Source organism: Mucilaginibacter sp. 320_HR (assembly GCF_059691875.1).
In genome coordinates, this window is record NZ_JCAWAI010000006.1 from 63,674 (window position 1) to 80,570 (window position 16,897).

Annotated in this window: 12 protein-coding genes; 7 read left to right on the forward strand and 5 right to left on the reverse strand. The window is 44.8% G+C overall.

Annotated elements, in window-relative coordinates:
• Nucleotides 1-60: 60 nt before the first annotated feature.
• Nucleotides 61-411: an MmcQ/YjbR family DNA-binding protein gene (locus tag AC59GT_RS19090; protein WP_497239133.1), complete on the reverse strand. Its 351-nt coding sequence runs from the start codon at nucleotides 409-411 to the stop codon at nucleotides 61-63.
• 85 nt (nucleotides 412-496) lie between these two features.
• On the opposite strand from AC59GT_RS19090, the gene AC59GT_RS19095 reads away from it, so the two are divergent.
• The 4 genes from AC59GT_RS19095 to AC59GT_RS19110 all read left to right on the forward strand — a co-directional run bounded on the left by AC59GT_RS19095 (nucleotide 497) and on the right by AC59GT_RS19110 (nucleotide 4,417).
• Nucleotides 497-1,258: a ThuA domain-containing protein gene (locus tag AC59GT_RS19095; RefSeq protein ID WP_497239134.1), complete on the forward strand. Its 762-nt coding sequence runs from the start codon at nucleotides 497-499 to the stop codon at nucleotides 1,256-1,258.
• Nucleotides 1,259-1,292: 34 nt separating this feature from the next.
• Nucleotides 1,293-3,083 carry a glycoside hydrolase family 9 protein gene (locus AC59GT_RS19100; protein ID WP_497239135.1) on the forward strand — a complete coding sequence of 597 codons (1,791 nt, stop codon included), beginning with the start codon at nucleotides 1,293-1,295 and terminating at the stop codon, nucleotides 3,081-3,083.
• Nucleotides 3,084-3,160: 77 nt separating this feature from the next.
• Nucleotides 3,161-4,168 (forward strand): NAD-dependent epimerase/dehydratase family protein, encoded by a 1,008-nt coding sequence (locus AC59GT_RS19105; protein ID WP_117382835.1) that lies wholly within the window; start codon nucleotides 3,161-3,163, stop codon nucleotides 4,166-4,168.
• Between the two features lie 60 nt (nucleotides 4,169-4,228).
• Nucleotides 4,229-4,417 carry a hypothetical protein gene (locus AC59GT_RS19110; RefSeq protein WP_497239136.1) on the forward strand — a complete coding sequence of 63 codons (189 nt, stop codon included), beginning with the start codon at nucleotides 4,229-4,231 and terminating at the stop codon, nucleotides 4,415-4,417.
• Between the two features lie 69 nt (nucleotides 4,418-4,486).
• Here the strand turns inward: AC59GT_RS19110 and gldB are convergent, their stop codons facing one another.
• Nucleotides 4,487-5,536 carry a gliding motility lipoprotein GldB gene (gene gldB, locus AC59GT_RS19115; protein ID WP_497239137.1) on the reverse strand — a complete coding sequence of 350 codons (1,050 nt, stop codon included), beginning with the start codon at nucleotides 5,534-5,536 and terminating at the stop codon, nucleotides 4,487-4,489.
• 66 nt (nucleotides 5,537-5,602) lie between these two features.
• Here gldB and AC59GT_RS19120 point away from each other — a divergent pair, with 66 nt between their 5' ends.
• Both AC59GT_RS19120 and AC59GT_RS19125 read left to right on the forward strand, forming a co-directional pair.
• Nucleotides 5,603-7,252, forward strand: a complete 1,650-nt coding sequence (locus tag AC59GT_RS19120; protein WP_497239138.1) for an NAD+ synthase — start codon at nucleotides 5,603-5,605, stop codon at nucleotides 7,250-7,252.
• A 104-nt stretch (nucleotides 7,253-7,356) separates the two neighbouring features.
• Nucleotides 7,357-7,974 carry a DUF4136 domain-containing protein gene (locus AC59GT_RS19125; protein WP_497239139.1) on the forward strand — a complete coding sequence of 206 codons (618 nt, stop codon included), beginning with the start codon at nucleotides 7,357-7,359 and terminating at the stop codon, nucleotides 7,972-7,974.
• Between the two features lie 33 nt (nucleotides 7,975-8,007).
• Here the strand turns inward: AC59GT_RS19125 and AC59GT_RS19130 are convergent, their stop codons facing one another.
• On the reverse strand, nucleotides 8,008-8,277 hold the full coding sequence (locus AC59GT_RS19130; protein WP_497239140.1) for a hypothetical protein: 270 nt from the start codon (nucleotides 8,275-8,277) through the stop codon (nucleotides 8,008-8,010).
• Nucleotides 8,278-12,054 carry a T9SS type A sorting domain-containing protein gene (locus AC59GT_RS19135; RefSeq protein ID WP_497239141.1) on the reverse strand — a complete coding sequence of 1,259 codons (3,777 nt, stop codon included), beginning with the start codon at nucleotides 12,052-12,054 and terminating at the stop codon, nucleotides 8,278-8,280.
• A 451-nt stretch (nucleotides 12,055-12,505) separates the two neighbouring features.
• Between AC59GT_RS19135 and AC59GT_RS19140 the strand changes: the two genes are divergently transcribed.
• Nucleotides 12,506-16,252 carry a S8 family serine peptidase gene (locus AC59GT_RS19140; protein WP_497239142.1) on the forward strand — a complete coding sequence of 1,249 codons (3,747 nt, stop codon included), beginning with the start codon at nucleotides 12,506-12,508 and terminating at the stop codon, nucleotides 16,250-16,252.
• A 124-nt stretch (nucleotides 16,253-16,376) separates the two neighbouring features.
• Here AC59GT_RS19140 and AC59GT_RS19145 read toward each other — a convergent pair whose 3' ends face one another.
• Entirely contained in the window at nucleotides 16,377-16,868 is a 492-nt protein-coding gene (locus tag AC59GT_RS19145) for a hypothetical protein (RefSeq protein WP_117382827.1), read from the reverse strand.
• Between the last annotated feature and the right edge of the window lie 29 nt (nucleotides 16,869-16,897).

Genomic DNA, 16,897 nt, shown 5'->3' on the forward strand with positions numbered 1-16,897 from the left:
GTTGAATTGGCTTGCCGTTATACAATATCTTCAAAAACCACAGAGATTTACGCTCAGCAATCAATTGGCGTTGTTGTTATATTCTGCCAGCGCTTTTTTGCCGGTTCGTTCTTGCCAGCTGGTAAGCAGCAGCTGTTTCACTTCCTCCGCATCTGCTTTTGGTAGTGAGATGAGCATGTAGTCGTAGTTACGGTAATGGTCGGTTATAAAGTACACATCCGGATTTCTTGCTATCCAGTAATCGCGATTGCTGGTGGCAACCACCAGCGTTTCTCCGTTTTCTTTCAAGCGAACAAACATTTTCTTACCTGCGTAAAAACCCGGTGTACCATAGCATAACTTCTCACTAACTCCGGGTAAGGGAAGAAGCGAGTTACGCAGAAATTGCAGGTAAATAAAAGCATTGTCCATTGATGCAATTTAATAGACAGCTGGCAATTGAAACAATATTCATATTTTAGGAGCACGGTCTGTATCTCACCAGGCTGTCTATTAAATGAAAAAAGTACTGCTGCTTGCCTGCATCTTTTTAATTATATCTGCTGCCTGCAAAGCACAAATAAAATCACCAAAGTTCCGTGTGCTTGCTCTGTATGAGAATGGCGGACACCATCTGGCATTTACTAACGCAGCACGGCCCTGGCTAAATAAGCTGGCTGCCATAAAAGGCTTTCAGATTGATTATATACAGAACACCGACACCATTGACAGTGCCTTACTATCCAAATACAACCTTTTTATTCAATTAGATTATCCGCCTTACGGCTGGAAGGAGAAAGCTGCATCAGCTTTTGAACAGTATATTACCCAAGGTAGGGGTGGATGGATAGGTTTCCATCACGCCACCCTGCTGGGCGAGTTTGATGGCTTTCCTTTGTGGCAGTGGTTTTCTGCTTTCATGGGCGGTATTCAGTATAAAAATTACATTCCTGATTTTGCTTCGGCGACCGTAAATGTAGAGGACCGCCAACATCCGGTAATGAAGGGGGTACCTAAATCATTCGTAGTGGAAAAAGAAGAGTGGTATAGTTATGATAAGAGCCCGCGCCCCAATGTACATGTGCTGGCCAGTGTTGATGAGAAAACTTATGCACCTAATTCTGATGTAAAGATGGGCGACCATCCGGTGGTTTGGACCAATCCTAACATAAAAGCGCGCAACGTGTATATATTTATGGGCCATTCGCCCATATTGTTTAATGATGCTGCATACCGCACCATAGTTACAAATGCTATACTCTGGGCTGCTAAAAAATAGCAATGCGGTACTGTTGTGCTGATAGATCTTGAATATGAATAAATTCTATACTATAATTCTCCTGTTTATTGCATCGTGGGCAAAGTCAACGCCTGTAATCTATGTAAATCAGATAGGCTTTGACAGTAACAGCCCCAAAATGGCGGTGGTGCAGTTTGATAGCAAACTCACCAAACCATTTGCCTTTACCCTGGTGAACGTTGCTACCGGCAAGGTTGCCTTTACTGGTATGCTTAACGAACCGCAGACCATTACCGATTGGGCACCAGGTAAGCTGTTTATGCAGGCGGATTTTACACCCTTTAGCAGTGCCGGCAAATACAAGTTGCGCATTGTTTATGACAAGGTAACATACACATCATATCCCTTCGTAATAGGTGAGAACGCCGTAGCAAGGCAAACGCTGTCCTCTATAATTCATTACTATAATAAACAACGGGCTAATACCCCCGGAGAACTGGCAGCCGATGCTAAGATGCAATTGTTTGGCAGTAACCAACGGGTAGATATGCGGGGCGGATGGTGCGATGCATCAGGTGATGTAAGCAAATACTTTTCTCACCTGGCATACGCCAACTACTTTTCTCCACAGCAGATACCGCTGGTAACGTGGAGCATGGTAAGTGCCTCAGAAGCTATCCCGCGGTTGCTAAGCAAATGGAAGCTAAAGGACTCGCTGGATAATGAAGCGCTATATGGCGCCGACTACATGGTGCGTGCCCTCAGCAAGGATGGATACTTTTACATGATCGTGTTCAGCTATTTTAATAAGGATCCTAACGCCCGCAGGGTTGTGGGGCTGCTAGCCAACAGCGTTACTACCAACCAGTACCAGTGTGCCTTTCGTGAGGGTGGTGGCATGGCTATAGCGGCGCTTGCCCGCATATCACAATGGAAAAAGAGGGGCGAGTTTACATCAGACCAATACCTTGATGCTGCCAAAAGAGGTTTTGCCCACCTGCTGCAAAATAATGCCAAATACGATGACGACGGTAAGGAGAACATTATAGACGATTACTGCGCGCTGATGGCAGCTACCGAACTATGGATAGCCACTAACGAAGATCAGTACCGCGATGAAGCACGTAAGCGGGCAGCAAATTTAAATAAACGTATGACGCCCGACGGCTACTTTCTCTCCAATGATAAAGGGAGGCCGTTCTTCCACGCGTCAGATGCCGGGCTCCCGGTAGTTGCCCTTACGCGCTACCTGGCTAAAGAAAAGGATATAACTTACCGCGAGCCCGCGCTGCGGACAATAAAACAAGCGCTAGATTATAACCTGGCAGTAACCGGCAGGGTAAGCAATCCCTTTGGTTACGCGCGGCAAAGCTTCCTGATTAAAGGAAAAGTAAAAGACGGTTTTTTTATCCCGCATGAAAATGAGACAGGATGGTGGTGGCAGGGCGAAAATGCAAGGCTTGGGTCGTTAGCTGCTGCTGCAATTTTGGGCGGCAGGGTGGCTTACCCTTCACCGGGCAACTGGGGAACTAAGGCAACACTCGCGGCATACGCTTCACAGCAACTATCATGGATAATGGGCTGCAACCCTTACGATATGTGTTTCGTATACGGTTTTGGGAAAAATAATGTGCCGTATATGCAATCTAATTACGGGCATGGCAGCGAGCGAGGGGGCATATCAAACGGTATAACCGGTAAAAACGGTAGTGCAGATGGCTCAGGTATCGATTTTAAGAAAGAAGCAGCTGGTGATGAATGGCGCTGGACCGAGCAATGGATACCACATGCGGCCTGGTTTTTGCAAGCAGTAGCCGTAATGGCACAACCCGCAGATTTAAGTACAACTACCGGGAGTAACTAGGAAAAAGTTTTTTATATTTGAGTAGGCACAGGTGTCGTTACTAATACAATCATAAAAGATACATAAATTAATAAAATATGATCACATCACTGGTGACCGGCGGAGCCGGCTTTATTGGCTCACACGTAGCTAAGCATTGTTTAAACTTAGGCCACAAAGTAATTGTGCTTGATGACCTTAGCGGCGGTTTTGAAGACCACGTGCCCGAAGGTGTAGAGTTTATTAAAGGGTCTATCAACGATTATGAGCTGTTGCAGTCCTTGTTTGACAAGCACCAGTTTGATTATGTATATCACCTTGCTGCCTATGCAGCCGAAGGCCTGTCGCATTTCATCCGTCGGTTTAACTACAATAACAACTTAATAGGATCAGTAAATTTAATTAACCTGTCGGTTTTGCATAAAGTAAAATGCTTTGTGTTTACCTCATCTATTGCGGTTTACGGTGCAGGCCAACTGCCGATGTTGGAAAGCATGGTGCCACAACCTGAGGATCCTTACGGAGTTGCTAAATACGCCGTGGAAATGGACCTTAAAGCCGCTCATCACATGTTCGGCTTAAATTATGTTATCTTCCGTCCGCACAACGTTTATGGCGAGAACCAGAACATTGGCGACAAGTACCGTAACGTGATTGGTATTTTCATGAACCAGATTATGCAGGAAAAACCAATGACCATTTTTGGTGATGGCGAGCAAACACGTGCTTTCAGTTATATTGATGACGTTGCGCCGCATATTGCTAATTGCATAAACGTACCAGCCTCATACAACGAAGTATTTAACGTAGGTGCCGATAGGCCGTATACTGTTAACGAGCTGGTACAGGTAGTTGCCGATGAACTTGGTGTTGAGCCAAAAGTTACTCACCTGGAAGCACGTAAAGAGGTAATGCACGCGCATAGCGACCACTCGAAAGCGGCAGGAGTTTTCGGCAAAAGCCAAAACGTAAGCCTTAAAGAGGGCATCAGTAAAATGGCTGCATGGGCCAAAGTGGTAGGTTCACGTGCCAGTGCTGAGTTCGAGAATATAGAGATTGAAGAAAACCTGCCGCAGGGCTGGACCAAAAAAGAGGTAAAAGCTTAAAAACTTGTCGCTTTTTTCGGTAAACATTTCTATTTTTGCCACAACAAAAAACAGCATACAATGGCATCATCAATAAAAGAAGCAAATTCAGAAAGCCACTACATATTCATCGTGTTAACCGTTGCTCTTGGGCTAGTCGGTTGTTTCTTAAGATTTGCAGAGTTCCCTCATGCAACGCTTATCTCTAACATCATTTTGTTAATAGCGTCGATACTTTGCCTGAGAGCTGTTTTCAGGGTATTGGCATAAGGTAAATTTTACCCCATAGATATTAAAAGCGCTTCCGTTTGGAGGCGCTTTTTTGTTTTTCAGTTGTAACTATTCTTGCACGTTATCCTTAGGCCGGTACTTGGCTTCGTTCAGTATCTTTTGGGCATCATTGTCGGCCATTAGCTGCTGCAGGGTAACGTTCGGATGTTTGTCCATGTAGGTGCGTACAATTTGCCAGCCTGTCCAAACAGCCAACTTAGGTGCCGACTCATTGTTCTCGCCTATCCCCGGGGTAAACGGGGCCTCATTCAGGTACTTCTGTATGCTTTGGTAATCGCTGTTATAAAGCAGGTTTTCCTCCAGAAAGAAGCTCCACATATCGCCCTTAAAGCTTTCGCACCACTTAAGCTGCTTGCCGGTATAACCAATTTTGGTAGAATCGGGTACATCAGGCAGCACCTGGTCCATAAAATACATGATCTTGCCATTATAAATCATTTTAGCCAGTAGTGTTGTATTCTTGTCATCCTCCACAAACATATCTTCACGGGCTAAACCTTCAACCACGCGGGGGGTAATATTATCCGGTGTGAACCTGCGGCTTACGTAATGCGGAAATGCCGTTATAAGTGCAGGATAAAAACGCGAGTTAGCCCCCAGGAACATATCCAATCCAATACCAAAGTAACCCTCGCCAAGTGTAGTTTGCGCCTCAAAGCCGGAGAAGTAGGCGTACACTTTAGGCAGGTTCTTCTTCGGATAGTAATACTTTATGCGCCGGAAGGCGTCGGTAAGTTCCGCTTCCTGTTTATCCAGGTTAGGGTAAACCGAATCTACATCATGCTTCAGGTCCATGTATGATCTATCGGCAAAGATGGCGTGCAGTTTGGTAAAGTAAGCCGTATCACGTGAGGTACCTGCCCGAAGTACCCGTTCTATAAAGTCGGTGTAAAACACCCCGTATTTCTTGTATAACTGTCCCGCCTGTTCATCCATAGGTTTGGTGCGCAACGAATCGAAATCATGATCATACCGTTCTATTTTTACGTCAACCGGTATGTTGCTAACGTCAATTTTTTTATTTTTGTTACAGGCGGAAAATATAAGTACGATAAAACTTAAATAAGCAAGTGTCGTTTTATTTGAAAGCAAGTTCATCCCCGAGGTTTTAGCAAAAATAATTTTTTATTTGCATTACCCCGCAAGCAATCTACCCTGTACATTATGAAGATAGCACTAGCGCAGCTTAACTACCATATAGGCAACTTTGAAGCCAACACTAAAAAGATAATAGACAGCATACACCAGGCCCGAGATAACGGCGCCGATCTGGTGGTGTTCTCCGAGCTTTGTGTATGCGGCTATCCCGCGCGCGACTTTCTGGAATTTAATGAATTTATTGATTTATGTGAGCAGGCTGCTCAAACCATTGCGAAAGAATGCACCGGTATTTCCTGCATTATTGGCGTACCTACACCAAACAACAACCCTGAGGGAAAGGATCTTAACAATTCGGCGTACTTTATTGAGAACGGGATGGTGACCGCGCAGGTAAATAAGGCGCTGCTGCCTAATTATGATGTTTTTGACGAGTACCGTTATTTTGAACCTTCAACCCAGTTTAAGTGTATTAATTTTAAAGGTAAGCGTATCGCACTCACCATTTGCGAAGACTTGTGGAATACCATAGAGAACCCGTTGTATGTTACCCGCCCTATGGATACCCTAATAAAGGAGAACCCGGACGTGATGATAAACATAGCGGCGTCGCCATTCGCCTACAACCACGACGAAGAACGTATTGCCATACTGAAGGATAACGCCAGCCGGTACAGGTTGCCGCTGTTTTACGTGAACCACGTTGGTGCGCAGACAGAACTGATCTTCGACGGCGGGTCGCTTGTGTTTGACAAGGGTGGGAACATAGTTGATGAAATGCCTTATTTTAAAGAGTCGTTATGCTATTACACGCTTGACGATAGCGGCAACATCAGCTACGAACATGAATCTACCATACGGGGTGAACGGCAAACCGATATCGAGCAGATACACCAGGGATTAATATTGGGTATACGCGATTATTTCTCAAAGTCCGGGTTTAAACAGGCGATATTGGGATTGTCTGGCGGTATAGACTCAGCTGTTGTATGCGCGCTTGCTGCTGAGGCATTAGGGCCAGAGAATGTAATGGCGGTGTTGCTACCCTCGCATTTCTCCAGCGACCACTCCATTAAGGATGCTGAAGACCTGGTGAAGAACCTTGGCTGCAAAAGCGAAACCATTATGATAGGCAATGTTACTGACAGTTTTGAAAAGGCGCTGGCGCAACAGTTCAAGAACCTGCCGTTTAACATTGCGGAAGAAAATATACAGGCACGCAGCAGGGCCGTACTGCTAATGGCTATGTGCAATAAATTTGGTTATATATTGCTGAATACATCTAACAAAAGCGAGGCTGCCGTAGGTTACGGAACGCTGTATGGTGATATGTGCGGCGGTATTTCTGTAATTGGCGATGTGTATAAAAGTCAAGTTTTTGACCTTGCCCGCGAAATCAATCGCGACAGGGAGATCATACCGGAGAATACCATTGTTAAACCGCCGTCTGCCGAGCTGAGGCCCGGGCAGAAGGATACGGATTCATTACCTGAATACGATACGCTGGACGCCATACTGGTGCAATACCTGGAGCACCGCAAGTCATCTGCAGGTATTATCAATCAGGGCTTTGATGAGGCTGTGGTACGTAAAGTGATCCGCCTGGTAAACCTCGCGGAGCACAAACGCTACCAAACACCGCCTATCCTGAGGGTGTCGCCAAAAGCATTTGGAATGGGCCGCAGGATGCCTATTGTAGGGAAGTACCTTACCTAGTTGTTACCTGTGTTGTATAAAGTGATAATTAAATAAAAATATTTTTTCTATCATTAAACCTTCAGCTACATTGTTGTCTAAGACTTAAAATAAGAGGTGTGATCATGAGAAAATATATTCACTTAATGCTGGCAGTGGCCTTCGTATCGCTATTATCAGCATGCAGCAGCTATAACTATTACACAGCTGCAGCTAACAAAACCAATCTTACCCAATACCGTACCTTTGCCTGGGCTCCTTTACAAAAGAACCCAAACAAGCAATGGCGCCCGCTTGATGAGATTGGCAATGGCAAATTACAGCAGGCAACTAAAGAGGCGTTGACACAAAAAGGCTTGGCGTACAATAACCAGTCGCCAGACCTGTTGGTAGCTTATGCTACAGTTACCGGACGCGGCACCAAAACTGAGTTTTATTCGCCTTACGCTTATGGCGGATGGGGATATCCTTATGGTTTCGGCTATGGTTTTTACCGCCCATGGGCATATGGCTACGGCTTTGGTTATGGCCCTTACTACGGCCCAACCTTTGCGCAACGTGTGCATTACAAAGAAGGTACGGTTATTATCGACCTGATTGACCCTAAAACCAATACGGTTGTATGGAGAGGTTATGGAGTGGGCGAATTGCACAATCCAAAACAAACCATGAACGATTTGCCTAAGGTGGTTAACGGCATCATTAAACAGCTTGACCTGAATGCGCCGGCAAGAAAGTCGTAAGGTAAAGATTAAGAATTTAAAAGGCCTTTTGCATTAAATGCAAAGGGCCTTTTGTTTTTTGTTAAGGTGGTAAATGCCGTAAATTAATCCAGCTGCCACCAGCGCAATTACCCAGGTATCAAGCGGTACCTGGCAGGCATCATCAGGACTGGTGCCGCAATCGCCATCGCCGGGATCAACAGGCTGTGCAAATGCTGCCAGCGAGAGGGCATTAGCAATAATAAAGGTTGTTATAAAGGCCAGGCCTTTGTTAAGATAGTTACGCAAATCCATTTTCACTACTTCTAACTTCTCTATTTGCAATTATTGTTTTATAAACTTAAGCGTGGTAAGTACTTTGTTGTTTGCATCCCTAAGTTCAACAAAGTAAACCCCTATTTTTAGTTGGCTTACGTCCTGTTTAACGGATTCAAAGGCATTTAGTTGTGTAAACGAGCCTGAAATTTTTATCTCGCTGTTGCTGTTGTATACCCTGAAACTCACCTTGCCCGTATAGCTTTTATCACTCAGGATAGAAAAACCTGTTACAACTGGGTTCGGGTAAAGCTTAAATCCGTTTTTAACATCTACAGGCCCAACGGCGCTGCTTAAGTTAAGCATTACTTTGTTGGAGTATGATTTATTTCCAAAAACATCCGTTTGCACCAGCCTGTAATAATTATTGCCCTGCTGTATGGTGGAGTCCACAAGCTGGTAACTACCCTTGCCTGTAGTATCAACACCTGCCTGGGCAAGGCCTATATCAGTAAAGTTTGTTGTATCCGGCGCGCGTTGTACCTGGTAAGTTGTGCCAAGGCGGTACCTGTTGGTTTGCCAGGTTAGCAAGCCTTTTTTATCAGCATTTAACTTTCCTTTAAACTCAAAAAAGGTAACGGGTGCCGGCAGTTGTTCTATTATCAGTTTAAAACGTTTACCACCAAATGTTTCGGGTTTTGCCCGGTACACGTTAAATGAATAGTCTATATTGGTAATTTCTACCTTATTGTTAAGCAAGCTATCGTAAAGGGTGACCTTGTAATTGCTCATTACCGGGCTTAGATAGGTTTTCTTGAAAGTATAGATGCTGTCTTCGGCGACATTTATAAAAATAGGGATAACGATTTTAGATCCGTAAAAGGGGCGTTTATCAATAGCTAAATAGTTATTGTCTGGTGTAATAGTAGTAACATTCATGTAGTCGCCACTGAGATGAGGTGCGTCGTTAACATCTAAAGAATCTTTGGCTTGCGGTTGTAATACAATACCTACTTCATCTTTTATAAGCGAATTTTTAATAAACTGCAAACGGATTATTGGCAATTCCGCTGCGATTTTTGGGCTGCCTGTGCTTAGCAAACGCACAGCGTTTGTGTTATTGCCCACACTTTTCATTGCCTCTGTTAGTGTAACTGTTTTAGATGCACCGGTTGTATTTGCGTTTCTGATGAAAAAACCCTGACCAGGAACCACATACTGTTTAGCCCCGTGAGTAGATGCGTTGACGCTATTCTTGTCAAACACAGCATAAGCAGCAGAAACGGGATCCCAGGTCCATATAAAAGGTGAGATGTTTGAAGCGCTGATTAATGCTCCTGCATCCAGAGTTGCGGCATACGGGTTAGCTATGAAATAGAAAAACACCCCCCCGGTGGGCAAGGTTGCTGCCGGTACATTGCCCTGATTAGGTATCCCTGAGTATGTATAAACAACATTTTCGGGTACTGCATATGCCCCATTACCATTAGACTTATTTGTTTTTGAGCCAAAAGGATCTGCAGAGGTAACCGTACCCGCAGTGCCCCTGTTCCCACGAAAATACATGTAAAAACCTGTTCCCGAAACTACGGCTGGTGATGTGTTTAAGCTACTTACAGCGGTGTAGTTATTAGTGGTGCTGTTATAAGTTTTAAGCGTGTTCCCGTTGTTGGTAGACTTATCAAAACCGTTCACAGATCCGTTGGCTCCCGTGATAATAAAGCTGTTATTTGGAAGTGAAGTGTTTTTAAGGCTAGATAATGAAAAAGACCCGTTAGACGCGTTGTAAGTAGTGGTATTATTGTACACAGGCGATGCCATGGAGCGGTAATTCCTATAAGCTAACGACCCACCTGTAAAATAAACCTGATAATCGATAGCACCCTGTATTGAGCCTGTTATTTGGTCTATCTGAGCATAGGCAACGCCACTATTAGCCAAAAATTGAAGGTGTGTAGTTGCCGATGGAATTGAGACGGTACTAGAGTTAGTTACCTTCATTATGCCTGTTGGCGAAACGCTGTAGTAACCTCCGGCAGCAAAGGTAGTTGTACCGCCGCCGGTAAAATTTAAATTCATAAAAGTTACCGAGGGCGGTGCCGAGGTATTAGAATTGGTAATGGTACGTGCTGACCCGGATGTAAACGATACAGTGCTGGATAAAGCAGCAAAAGTAGAGGCAGCGCCATTGTTGAAATTACCACCAATGTTCAAAGTTCCGCCTGTAAGCTGCACTGTGGTGCTTTGATTAACTGTTACGTCTCCGGCGACGTTAAGTGTATTTCCAATAGAAAGTGTTGTTGAAGCTGTTGCAGAGCCAAATGTCAAACTTCCTATGGTAGTGTTAGATGATACGGACGGTTGTTGAGTGCCGCTGTATGCTATTACTCCAATACGAACAATATCCGTGTTTACAGACGGCCCGCTGTTGCTTATATCTGTATTGAGGTTTTTTTTCCATATATTGGTTCCGGTAGTCCAGTTGCTTCCCGCTACTCCTCTCCAGTCCCATACATCACCTGCTGTAGTGGTAGTAGAAGAGCTTGATGTTGACCATTGATAAGGGAAGTAGCCGCTTCCATAAAATTGGTGGAAAGTGTCTGCATCGCTATTGCTTACAGAGTAAGTAGACGATGTTGGATACCCTCCATAAAAAGGGTTGCGACCTTGTGCCACCAGGTAGTAGTTTATCACGTTAGTACGCGATCCGTCGGTGCCGCCAGATGAGTAGTAATATTCATTATAATTGTCCAGCGATAGTTGGGAAGTGCCGGTATTGTAAACACTAACATCAGAAATTTTAGATCCGCCAGCTACTGACAATACACTATTGGTTGTTTTGTAAATGGCACCACTTTCAAACAAAGCTTGTGCATTACCCGTAGAGCTAATTGCAAACCTTCCCATAAATATATCGCCACGGATATTAACATTTACGCCATAGGGAATTGCATTAACAATACCCGGATATACAGCAGTAGTAATGCCATTTGCTGAAGATGTAATTGGCGTATAATCTACTCGTTGCTTATAAAAATTAAAGTTGTCAAATTGGAAGTGGTCTGCAACAGATGTGGTTGTTTCCAGGTAGCTAAAGTTATAGGTTGTCATATTAGCATTGCCCTGGGTTGTGCCAACATTTACATAGCCGGATGTTCCATTTGTTAAACTTGTACCTGTTGTAACACCAGTGGTTCTATCCAGTACAAAAACGTGGTATATGCCATTTTGGGCAGCACGTACAATCCTGATCTGGTATGTATCCGTATTGGCGGGAATCGTAAGACCGGTGTTGTAAGTAGCATACTGATTACTGGCGGCATCGTACTTAACTCTGAAAACTAAGCTGGTGCCACTAACGGTGATGTACATTCCGTAGGTGGTTTGGTTATTATAGGCATTAGCAAAAAGCCAATACCTCCACGAATCCTGCCCCGCAACCATACCACTTCCATTATCATTGGGGGCAGCGCCTGTATTTTTGTAATCAAATTCCCACTCCCACGATGCGGTACCTAAGCTAACATTAGCTGCTGTACCAGCAGAGCCAAAAAAGTTCCATTTTAAATAGCCAATAGTACTGGCTGATGCCAGGGTAGAATAACTTTTAGTATTGTTCAGAGATGAGTTAGCTTTCAAATAGAGGCTGGCTGTAGCAGAAGATGTTGAACCTGCACCGGGCATAAAAGTAGCTACATTGCCAACAGTAGCACCCTCCAGATTATTATAATAATATTGGCGTGGCGTATTTGTTCCATCATAGTACTCTTGTCCATAGCTGTTAGAGCAATTTAAAGACAATACTATAATCAATAATATGGTTAAGGTGAGTAAAAGTCTTTCCAAAATAGTTTACTTACTTTCAGGCTCGCGAAAATAACCAAAAATTTAATAATTAAATTCCTAATATGTTACTATATAGCACATTGGAATGCGAAATTAATATTATAGATCATTTACATAGTTCTTTTTCGTAAAGGATTAAAAAGGTTTATGCATAGGTAAAATATCATTTAAAAATTAACTGAAAGCAATAGGTATAACGCTAATTATTGTTGATCAATGGAGTTTACCGTCTTCTGATGGCAGGTATTTATTAGCGTAAGCACATGTGTTAAAATCTTGTACAGTTTCCACAGCTTGCTTTTTCTTCGAAATTACCCAGTAATGATCATAAACGGCGGGGTAAATCCGGCAATTATTGTAAGTTTCTCTGCGCTATAATTTATATATTAGAGCCTTACATTTATAACTTCAACTTATCGCACGTAGTGTCAGATAAGGGTTAATCAATACTATGGGGAAACTTTACACTGCCTTTTTATCTGCTTTTTTAACCTTATGCTGTATTGCCCCAGCAATAGCGCAAAAGCAAATGGTTGATGCCGCCAAAAAGCAGGAACTGGACCGTATTGCCGTTCAGGCAAACCAGGCTTACACCACCGGCAGGCAAAAGGCTTTGTCACTTGCTGCAAGCAAAGGCTGGCCGCTTATTGCCTACACTAAAGGTGGCAACGTGAGGGTGCTGCAGGGTATAAATAAACTTGGTTTCCCGGTTTACCTGGTAACGCACAATAACACCATAGCTGCGGCAACTACAGGCACCAATTTGGTGCAGCCGGGCGGTGCTCTCGGCCTCAATCTTTCCGGGTCAAGCGCGGCTGTGAATAATAAGCTGGCAATATGGGATGGTGGATCTGTTTATACCGCGCACCAGGAATTTGCCGGTAAAACCATCAGTATAAAAGATGGCGCTGCTGTGCTGGACCACTCTACACACGTGGCCGGCACCATGATAGCCAAAGGCGTTTACGGGCCGGCAAAAGGTATGGCTTTTAACACGCCTGTACTTAACTCCTGGGATTTTAACAACGATGTGTCTGAAATGGGTACCGCCGCTAAGGATCTGCTTTTATCTAACCACTCTTACGGTGATGTAGCCGGCTGGGATTACAACTCCAGCCAAAACCGCTGGGAATGGTATGGGCTGCCGGGCGATACCGTAGATTATAACTTCGGGTTTTATGATGCCCGTGTAAAATCGTTTGATGAGGTAGCTTACAATGCACCTTACTACCTTATAGTAGAATCAGCAGGGAACAGCCGAGCTAGCAATGGCCCTGCTGTTGGCGATACTTATTATGGTTTTGCTACCCGCACCAATCCTGCATTAATAAACAAAGGGCCCCGGCCTGCAGGCATCAGCAACAACAACGGGTTTGATGCCATAAGTACTACCGGGAACGCTAAGAATATACTGACAGTAGGGTCGATAGCGCCGCTTCCAAATGGGCCGGTTAACCGTATAGACCTGGTCACCTCTTATTTCAGCAGCTGGGGCCCAACCGATGACGGCCGTATAAAACCCGACCTGGTAGGGGACGGGGAAAACGTAGTATCTACCGGTATTACATCGCCAACAACTTACCTTACGCTTTCGGGCACGTCCATGTCAGCGCCAAACGTAACCGGGTCTTTATACTTGCTTCAGGAGTATTATGCACAGAAGAACAGCAATGCGTTTATGCGTGCTGCTACACTAAAAGGGTTAGCCTGCCATACAGCTTTTGACGGTGGCAGCATAGGCCCCGATTACAAATATGGTTGGGGACTGCTTAACATGCGGGCCGCTGCCCAGGCCATTACTGATAACGGGACTAAAAGCCTGATCAGCGAGCGCACCCTTACACAGGGGCAAACACAAACTTTGTCGGTAACGGCTTCCGGTATCGGTCCGCTGGCAGTAACAATATCCTGGACTGATCCGGCAGGCACACCAACAACCGACGGTATTATAAACAGCCGTACACCAAAGCTTGTAAATGACCTCGACATCCGCATTAGCGATGGTAATACAACTTATAACGCCTGGGTACTCAATCCGGATAATCCCGGCGCTGCTGCTACCACCGGCGACAACATCAGAGACAACGTAGAACAGGTATATATTGCCAATGCTACGCCGGGCAAAACGTACACTGTTACTGTTAGCCATAAAGGAACGTTGTTATCAGGCAGTCAGGCATATTCATTAATTGCAACAGGCATTGGTGGCGCGGCGTACTGCGCATCTGCGCCATCGTCCAATGCAGATTCGCGCATTAATAACTTTACGCTTTCTAATGTAAATAACACACCAGCGCCCGGCTGTACCAGCTATTCGCTGCTAACAACACCACCTATATTGCTGGAGCAGGGGAAAACCTATCCATTCAGCATTACGTTGGGTACTTGCGGTAACAACTTTGCCAAGGCTGCAAAAATATTTGCAGACTGGAACGGTGACGGCACCTTTGATGCGGGCGAACTGATAGCCACAACGCCGGTAATTACAGCAACCGGCACGTATACAGGTAATATCACAGTGCCATTATCGGTAATACCAGGCAATTCGGGCCTGTTGCGTGTAGTGCTTACCGAAACATCTGACCCAACGACCATTGCAGCATGTGGCAGTTATGCTAAAGGCGAGACGCAGGACTATCTTGTACAGTTTGTAAAGCCAACTACCGATGCGGGCGTAACGGTAATTGTTAATGCTGCCGACGGCAGTTCCTGTGCCGGCTCAACCTCGCCTGTAATAAGGCTCAAGAATTATGGCAGCGCCAACATCAGTAATGTACCTGTTACAGTAACGGTTGCATCGCCTAATAACACCACTGTAGTTTTTAATGAGGTATACACCGGTACTATTACCCCGCTTGATGAAGTTGAGTTTGTGCTGGCTGGTAAGTTTAACACTTTGGCAGGTGCAAATTATAATATCACCGCAGAAACCCATCTTAACGGCGACCCGATATCAGGTAACGATAAAGCAACAGGAACCATAGCTATCAGCCTTCCGCCGGCACTGGGTGCACTTAGCGCATATCTTTGTTCTAATACAGGCAACTATTTGCTAAACGGAACAGGTGACGGGCAAATATTATGGTATAAATCTCCTGCTGATGCGCTGCCGGTAGCGTTTGGGCCTATTGCTACCGTTCCAGGCACATCTGGTAACGGTACTTTTTATGCCGGATTAAATGATTTTAGCGGAACAGTTGGACCAGCTACAAAAAATGTATTTAGCGCAGGCGGATACAATCAATTCAGCCCAAGTGTATCGGTTTATACCAATGTGCCTGTTGTGCTGCAAACAGCACGTATGTATTTTGGCAACTCCGGCAAGCTTACTATTACGGCAACCAATAGCAACGGGCAAGCTGTTTCCAGCGTTGTGGTGAATGCTGCCGCAACGCGCGGCACGCCCGGGCCTGGTGCACAAACCAACGACCCGGCAGATCAGGGTGTTGTGGTGCCACTTAATTTAACATTACCAACTGCAGGCACCTACACTATATCGCTGGCTTATGATGCTAACGTTACCGTTTATCGCAACAACGGTGGCGTTACAGGTTACCCGTTTAAAATAGGAGGCATTTTTAGTATTTTGGGTAACGATGCGTTATCGCCTACAAATACTAATGACAGCACCTATTACAAAGGCTTCTATTACTACTTTTACGATCTTAAAGTAAAAAGCCTCGGCTGTCCATCTGCTGCGCGATTACCAACGGTTGTAAATAAACCGGTGATCACACAAAATGGGTTTGACCTGGTATCCAACTTTACTGATGGCAATCAATGGTTTTTAGATGGTAAGGCAATTGAAGGAGCTACCGGCAAAACGTTCACCCCGGTGCAAAGCGGCAGCTATTACGTAGAGGTTGCTTTTAATGGTGGATGCACCAGCCGGTCTGACGAGTACCGCTACGCGCTTGTGGCTAAAAACCCAGACATAAGTACTGATATTGGCCTAACGTTATTTCCGGTACCTGCCATAAACAACCTCAATGTTGTTTTTGTGGCAAAGGCGGCGGGAACTGCTAAGGTGGAGATCATCACAACTTCCGGACAAACCGTTTACACACAATCGCAAAGTATATCTGCAGGCAACTTTAGTACATCAATAAACACCAGCCGGCAACTACCCGGTACTTACGTACTTAAGGTAACATTAGGCAACAAGGTGTATTCCAAAAAAGTGATCATCGTTAGGTAGCAGCCATCTGTGTCTGCTATATAGAATAGCAAAAGCACAAACAGGTAATGCGGGTACTTAATTAATATAAAACAAAAAAGGCGGCAGGTACATCCTGCCGCCTTTTTATTAATCAATTAGCTTATTAAAACGTGTACTTTAAGCCTAAGCCCGGTGCCAGGTCAAAGAAAGGCCCTGTTGCCAGTTCAACCCGCGGGTTAAGGTCCAGGCTTACTGCAATAGGTGCTTCAGGTATTTTATACTCAAGGCCCAGTACGCCATCAGCACCTAAAAGTATGTGATGGTCGGTGTACACCTGGTCGTTTCCAAATGTTTTATAAGTGCCCTTCCCTATCGAGCCAACGTGTGCTCCAAACCCATAATAAAACTTTAGCATGGCAACGTTAAAAGCCGGCTGGTGCAGCTCGTACAAACCGGTAACAACCACACCATGGTTACGGATACCAATAATCCCTTCAAGCGCGGTGCTTTGGTCCAGGAAATATTTTATTGACGGGCCGCTCTCATATCCACCAAATTTAAGGCCGACAGCAGTCTTATAATCCTGCGCATCTACGCGGCTGGAAATGAACATTAACGAGGCAAGTAAAAACGTAAGTAGGGTAAGCTTTTTCATAGTATCAGTTTGCTATACAACGGCATAAT

Coding starts and splice junctions, on each gene's coding strand:
- AC59GT_RS19090 (WP_497239133.1), bottom strand. CDS start 411: ATGGACAATGCTTTTATTTACCTGCAATTTCTGCGTAACTCGCTTCTT.
- AC59GT_RS19095 (WP_497239134.1), top strand. CDS start 497: ATGAAAAAAGTACTGCTGCTTGCCTGCATCTTTTTAATTATATCTGCT.
- AC59GT_RS19100 (WP_497239135.1), top strand. CDS start 1,293: ATGAATAAATTCTATACTATAATTCTCCTGTTTATTGCATCGTGGGCA.
- AC59GT_RS19105 (WP_117382835.1), top strand. CDS start 3,161: ATGATCACATCACTGGTGACCGGCGGAGCCGGCTTTATTGGCTCACAC.
- AC59GT_RS19110 (WP_497239136.1), top strand. CDS start 4,229: ATGGCATCATCAATAAAAGAAGCAAATTCAGAAAGCCACTACATATTC.
- gldB (WP_497239137.1), bottom strand. CDS start 5,536: ATGAACTTGCTTTCAAATAAAACGACACTTGCTTATTTAAGTTTTATC.
- AC59GT_RS19120 (WP_497239138.1), top strand. CDS start 5,603: ATGAAGATAGCACTAGCGCAGCTTAACTACCATATAGGCAACTTTGAA.
- AC59GT_RS19125 (WP_497239139.1), top strand. CDS start 7,357: ATGAGAAAATATATTCACTTAATGCTGGCAGTGGCCTTCGTATCGCTA.
- AC59GT_RS19140 (WP_497239142.1), top strand. CDS start 12,506: ATGGGGAAACTTTACACTGCCTTTTTATCTGCTTTTTTAACCTTATGC.
- AC59GT_RS19145 (WP_117382827.1), bottom strand. CDS start 16,868: ATGAAAAAGCTTACCCTACTTACGTTTTTACTTGCCTCGTTAATGTTC.